This window comes from Streptomyces bohaiensis (assembly GCF_012033785.1).
Taxonomy (GTDB): domain Bacteria; phylum Actinomycetota; class Actinomycetes; order Streptomycetales; family Streptomycetaceae; genus Streptomyces; species Streptomyces bohaiensis.
On sequence record NZ_JAAVJC010000308.1, the window covers coordinates 1 to 5455 of the forward strand.

The window sequence follows — 5455 nt, forward strand, 5'->3', positions numbered from 1 at the left end:
GGCGCCGTCACCGGCCGCGCCGCCCGCGGAGGCGGCCGCGAGCACGCCGGTCGCCATCGCCGCGCCGAGCAGGGCGGGGGCCAGCCGGCGGGTGCGCTGGCGGGGAATCTCAGGGCTCATGGGGCCGACCGTATCTCGCACGGATGCACGAGTCAGCCGACCGATGTCAAGAAAAGGTAACGCCGGGGGCGCGCGCCGGGCGCGGTGGGGCGCGCCGCGGCGGCTCCCCTGCCGCCGCTACCCTCGCAGGGTGCAGCTCCACAACATCCCCCGGTCCCCTTTCGCCGACGACGACGGCTCCGCCGACCCCGACCTGGTGGCGGCGCTGTCCCACTGGGCGGAGCACCGCGAGGACCCGGGCGCGCAGGACGCGGTCGTCGCCCTGCTGACCGACGCCCGGCTGCTGGTGCCCGTCGTCGCCGTGCTGGGCGAGGCGGAGACCGGGCCCGACGGCCTGAAGCGGGAGAAGAGCAGCGAGATGGCGGTGCTCACGCTGGAGCGACCGGGCGGGCGCAGAACGCTGCCGGTCTTCTCCTCGACCGAGGCGCTCCTGCGGTGGCGACCCGACGCGCGTCCGGTCGCGGTGACCCCGCAGCAGGCGCTCCAGGCCGCGGTGCAGGAGGGCGTGGGGTCGCTGGTGCTGGACCTCGCCGGACCCGTCCCCTACGAGATCGCCGGCCGGGCGCTGCGCGCCCTGGCCACCGGCGGCGCCCCGGTGGACGGACCCGAGGTCGCCGGCGCGGTCCGGGCGCTGCTCGCCGCCGAGCCCGGGGTGGTCGCCGCGCAGCTCGTGCCCGGCGGGGAGACCGACGGCACACTGGCCGTCGTCTTCGACGCGGGGGCGGGGAGCCGGGAGGAGGTCACCCGGCTCGCCTCGGCGCTGGCCGCGGACACCGTGCTCCGCAGCCGACTGGTGCGCGGCCTGCAGGTGGCGGTGCTGCCCGCCGGGACCGCCCTGCCGGGCGGGGAGCCGCTGTACCGGCGCCCGGCGCGGTGACGCGCGGCGTCGTGGCGGGGGCGGCCGGCGGCACCGCACCGCCCCCGCTCGGCGCGTCGGTCAGCCGAGCACGGGGCCGGTGAACTTCTCGCCGGGGCCGGCGCCGGGCTCGTCCGGCACCACCGACGCCTCGCGGAAGGCCAGCTGCAGGGACTTCAGACCGTCGCGCAGCGGTGCGGCGTGGAAGGAGCTGATCTCGGTCGCTCCCGCGGTCACCAGGCCGGCCAGTGCGGTGATCAGCTTGCGGGCCTCGTCGAGGTCGAGGTGGTCCTCGCCCTCCTCGGACAGGCCCAGGTTGACCGCGGCCGCGCTCATCAGGTGGACCGCGACCGTGGTGATGACCTCGACGGCCGGCACGTCGGCGATGTCGCGGGTCTCTTCGGCGGCGTTCGCGGCGGAAGTGCCGGGGGGCTGGGTGCTGGCGTCGTCACTCATGGGTCGTCGTCTCGTCCGCATCTCGTGGGTGGGCCGTCCCGGGGCTGCCCGGGCGGCTGCGGCCCAGCGTAGGCGAGCGGTCCGACGCCGCCTCGGCGCCACCTGGGGAGGCGCGCGCCCAAGGGTGCGGTACGATGGCTGGTGACCGGCCGGACACCAGTGTGCGCTCACGCGCTTCACCCGGTGACCGGCCCGCAAGTGGAGGCTCCGTATCTCCCACCTGGTCGACCCCCGGTCGGCAGGTCAAAGGTCGGACTCGTGTCGCCGCGTGCCTGCGGTGGTGCGGCCAGTCTGTGAGGAGCCCCGCCGGCGACGGTCGGGGCTCTTGTCGTGTGCCCGGGCCGGCGGTCACCACAGACGAAACTCTCAGGCACGGCTGTCCGCCAGGCATCCGTGCGGTGAACCGAGGAGGCCCCATCAGCGCCGAGCCCCGCATCAACGACCGGATTCGCGTCCCCGAGGTGCGACTCGTCGGTCCCAGTGGCGAGCAGGTCGGCATTGTGCCGCTTGCCAAGGCCCTGGAGCTCGCACAGGAGTACGACCTCGACCTCGTCGAGGTCGCGGCGACCGCCAGGCCGCCGGTGTGCAAGCTCATGGACTACGGAAAGTTCAAGTACGAGTCGGCCCTGAAGGCCCGTGAGGCGCGCAAGAACCAGGCGCACACGGTCATCAAGGAGATGAAGCTCCGGCCGAAGATCGACCCGCACGACTACGACACCAAAAAGGGTCACGTCGTCCGGTTCCTCAAGCAGGGTGACAAGGTCAAGATCACGATCATGTTCCGTGGTCGTGAGCAGTCCCGTCCCGAGCTCGGGTACCGGCTGCTCCAGCGCCTGGCGGAGGACGTCCAGGACCTGGGGTTCGTCGAGTCGAACCCGAAGCAGGACGGCCGAAACATGATCATGGTGCTCGGTCCGCACAAGAAGAAGACCGAGGCCATGGCCGAGGCCCGGGAGGCACAGGCCGCCCGCAAGGCCGAGCGTCAGGGCGAAGCGCGGGCCTGAGCCCCGCCGAACCCCGGGCGAGACCAGACAGCGAAGCGGCGCGCGCCCGTCCGGCGCCCCCGGCCTCCCGGCCGGGAGCAGCCGGTCGGCCGCGCGCCACCGACGAGGAGAAGAACGGCGACATGCCGAAGAACAAGACGCACAGCGGTGTCAGCAAGCGCTTCAAGCTCTCCGGCTCCGGCAAGGTGATGCGCCAGCGCGCCGGTCGCCGCCACTACCTGGAGCACAAGTCCTCCACCCTCACCCGCCGTCTGGCCGGGACCACGGAGACGGCCCCGGCCGACGCGAAGCGGATCAAGAAGCTTCTCGGCAAGTGATCCGGCTGCGCCCGGCCCCGCACCACGCGGGGCGGCCGGGCGCGGCGACGAGGCCGGGACCCAACCGTTTCCGGGCCGCGTGAGTCAACCGCGGCCCTTCTACAAGGAGTTTTCACGTGGCACGCGTCAAGCGGGCAGTCAACGCCCACAAGAAGCGCCGGGCGATCCTCGAGCAGGCCAGCGGCTACCGCGGCCAGCGCTCCCGCCTGTACCGCAAGGCGAAGGAGCAGGTCACCCACTCGTTCGTCTACAACTACAACGACCGCAAGAAGCGCAAGGGCGACTTCCGGCAGCTGTGGATCCAGCGGATCAACGCCGCCGCCCGCGCCAACGGCATCACCTACAACCGGTTCGTCCAGGGGCTCAAGGCCGCCGAGGTCGACGTCAACCGGAAGATGCTCGCGGAGCTGGCCGTGAACGACCCCAACGCCTTCGCCGCGCTGGTCGAGGTCGCCCAGAAGGCCCTCCCGGCGGACGTGAACGCGCCGAAGGCCGCCTGAACCACGGCGCACACCGGCTGACGACGGACCCGCAGGCCACGCTGCCTGCGGGTCCGGCTCGTGCCGGGCCCCGCCCGCTGCCCGCGGCGCTCCGGGCACCCGCCCGTCCGCGTCGCGTCCGCCGCGGCCCCCGTCCTCCCTCCACCACGGAAACGAGCTTGTGAGCATGCTCCCCGCCGAGCTGACCTCCCCGCGCTCCTCACGCGCCGCAGCCGCGCGGCGGCTCGCCCGCCGCAGCGCCCGCACCCGGGAACGCCGATTCCTCGCCGAGGGCCCGCAGGCGGTCCGCGAGGCCATCGCCCACGGTGACGGCGAGGGTGCCTTCCTGGTGGAGCTGTTCGCCACCCCCGAGGCCGCCGAGCGCCACGCCGAGCTGCTCGCCGCCGCCCGGGCGGCCGGCGCCCGCACCGCGATCGCGGCCGAGGAGGTGCTGGCGGGTATCTCGCAGACGGTCACCCCCCAGGGGCTCGTCGGCGTCTGCCGGTTCGTCGACCGCCCGTTCGGCGAGGTGCTGGCGGCGGGTCCGCGGCTGGTGGCGGTCCTCGCCCACGTGCGCGACCCCGGCAACGCCGGCACGGTGCTGCGCTGCGCGGACGCCGCAGGCGCCGACGCCGTCGTGCTCACCGACGCCTCGGTCGACGTGTACAACCCCAAGGCGGTGCGTGCCTCCGTCGGCAGTCTGTTCCATCTCCCCGTGGCGGTCGGCGTGCCCGTCGCCGAGGCGGTGGCCGGACTCACCGCCGCCGGCGCCCGCGTGCTGGCGGCGGACGGCGCCGGGGACCGGGACCTCGACGCGGAGCTGGACGCCGGGGCGATGGGCGCCCCCACCGCCTGGATCTTCGGCAACGAGGCGTGGGGGCTGCCCGAGGAGACCCGCGCGCTCGCGGACGCGGTCGTCAGCGTCCCCATCCACGGACGGGCCGAGAGCCTCAACCTGGCGACCGCCGCCGCCGTCTGCCTGTACGCCTCGGCCCGCGCCCAGCGTGCCCCCGGGGGCTGCCGCCGCGCGCCCTGAACCGCCGGTGTCCCTGACGGGGTCTCAAACCGCGTTCGGTCCTAGTAGGGTTACGGAGCGGATACAGGAGGGGACGGGCGGGAATGGTGAAGCGGCCCGGGGCGGGCGAGCTGGACGTACCCCCCGACGACCTGCCCGACGGGCTGGTGATCGCCGACAGCCAGGGGCGCGTCACCTGCTTCAACGCGGAGGCCGCCCGGCTGACGGGCACCGATCCCGCACAGGCGCTCGGCTCCCCCCTCGCGGAGGCGCTGCCGCTGGAGGACCCCGACGGCCGCCCCTGGTGGCAGCTGACCGACCCGTACCGCGGTCTCGCCACCCGCGCCGGGCAGCCCGAGCGCAACCTGCTGCTCCCCGGTGGCCGGGAGGTGCTGGTGGCCGCCCGCTACGTCCGGGTGCGGCCCGCCGGCCCGGTGCGCCAGGTGGTCATCACGTTGCGCAGCACCGAGGCGCGACAGCGGATGGAGCGCTCCAACGCCGAGCTGATCGCCACGGTCGCGCACGAGCTGCGGTCCCCGCTCACCTCGGTGAAGGGATTCACCGCCACCCTGCTCGACAAGTGGGACCGCTTCACCGACGAGCAGAAGCGGCTGATGCTCCAGACGGTAGACGCCGACGCCGACCGCGTGACCCGGCTGATCACCGAACTCCTCGACGTCTCCCGGATCGACTCGGGTCGGCTGGAGATACGGCGCGAGCCGGTGCGGCTGGACGACGCGGTCCGCCGCCAGGTCAAGACGCTCGTCACCGCCGGCGCCGATCCGGACCGCTTCGAGTTGCGGCTCGCCCACGGGCTGCCCGTGCTCTGGGCGGACCCCGACAAGATCGCCCAGGTGCTCGGCAACCTGCTCGAAAACGCGGTGCGCCACGGCGCCGGAACCGTCACCATCGAGGTGGAACCCGTACCGCACACCGGTGACCGTTCGGAAGGCACAGCCGTGACCGTCAGCGACCAGGGGGCAGGCATCCCCGAGGACGCCATGCACCGCGTCTTCACCCGCTTCTGGCGGGGCTCCACCCGCGGCGGCACCGGGCTCGGCCTCTACATCGTCAAGGGCATCATCGAGGCCCACGGCGGGACCGTCACGGTCGGCCGCTGCCCCGGCGGCGGCGCCCGGTTCCGATTCATCCTGCCCGCGGGAACCCCGGCCGTCCTCGTCTCCTGACCCGGCGGCGCCGTCGCGCGC

7 protein-coding genes are annotated in these 5455 nt (G+C 74.1%); 6 read left to right on the top strand and 1 reads right to left on the bottom strand.

The window, feature by feature from the left end; genetic code table 11:
* Positions 1-250 precede the first annotated feature (250 nt).
* Entirely contained in the window at positions 251-997 is a 747-nt protein-coding gene (locus HCN52_RS21515) for an SseB family protein (protein WP_168090104.1), read from the top strand.
* A 60-nt stretch (positions 998-1057) separates the two neighbouring features.
* Here the strand turns inward: HCN52_RS21515 and HCN52_RS21520 are convergent, their stop codons facing one another.
* Entirely contained in the window at positions 1058-1432 is a 375-nt protein-coding gene (locus HCN52_RS21520; protein ID WP_168090105.1) for a DUF1844 domain-containing protein, read from the bottom strand.
* Positions 1433-1830: 398 nt separating this feature from the next.
* On the opposite strand from HCN52_RS21520, the gene infC reads away from it, so the two are divergent.
* The 5 genes from infC to HCN52_RS21545 all read left to right on the top strand — a co-directional run bounded on the left by infC (position 1831) and on the right by HCN52_RS21545 (position 5434).
* Positions 1831-2436: a translation initiation factor IF-3 gene (infC, locus tag HCN52_RS21525; protein ID WP_167933617.1), complete on the top strand. Its 606-nt coding sequence runs from the start codon at positions 1831-1833 to the stop codon at positions 2434-2436.
* 122 nt (positions 2437-2558) lie between these two features.
* Positions 2559-2753, top strand: a complete 195-nt coding sequence (gene rpmI / locus HCN52_RS21530) for a 50S ribosomal protein L35 (RefSeq protein WP_167933643.1) — start codon at positions 2559-2561, stop codon at positions 2751-2753.
* Between the two features lie 116 nt (positions 2754-2869).
* Positions 2870-3253 (top strand): 50S ribosomal protein L20, encoded by a 384-nt coding sequence (rplT, locus tag HCN52_RS21535; protein WP_167933619.1) that lies wholly within the window; start codon positions 2870-2872, stop codon positions 3251-3253.
* A gap of 166 nt (positions 3254-3419) precedes the next feature.
* Positions 3420-4268, top strand: a complete 849-nt coding sequence (locus tag HCN52_RS21540) for a TrmH family RNA methyltransferase (protein WP_168090107.1) — start codon at positions 3420-3422, stop codon at positions 4266-4268.
* 83 nt (positions 4269-4351) lie between these two features.
* Entirely contained in the window at positions 4352-5434 is a 1083-nt protein-coding gene (locus HCN52_RS21545; protein WP_168090106.1) for a sensor histidine kinase, read from the top strand.
* Positions 5435-5455 lie beyond the last annotated feature (21 nt).

Coding starts and splice junctions, on each gene's coding strand:
- HCN52_RS21540 (WP_168090107.1), top strand. CDS start 3,420: ATGCTCCCCGCCGAGCTGACCTCCCCGCGCTCCTCACGCGCCGCAGCC.
- rpmI (WP_167933643.1), top strand. CDS start 2,559: ATGCCGAAGAACAAGACGCACAGCGGTGTCAGCAAGCGCTTCAAGCTC.
- HCN52_RS21545 (WP_168090106.1), top strand. CDS start 4,352: ATGGTGAAGCGGCCCGGGGCGGGCGAGCTGGACGTACCCCCCGACGAC.
- HCN52_RS21520 (WP_168090105.1), bottom strand. CDS start 1,432: ATGAGTGACGACGCCAGCACCCAGCCCCCCGGCACTTCCGCCGCGAAC.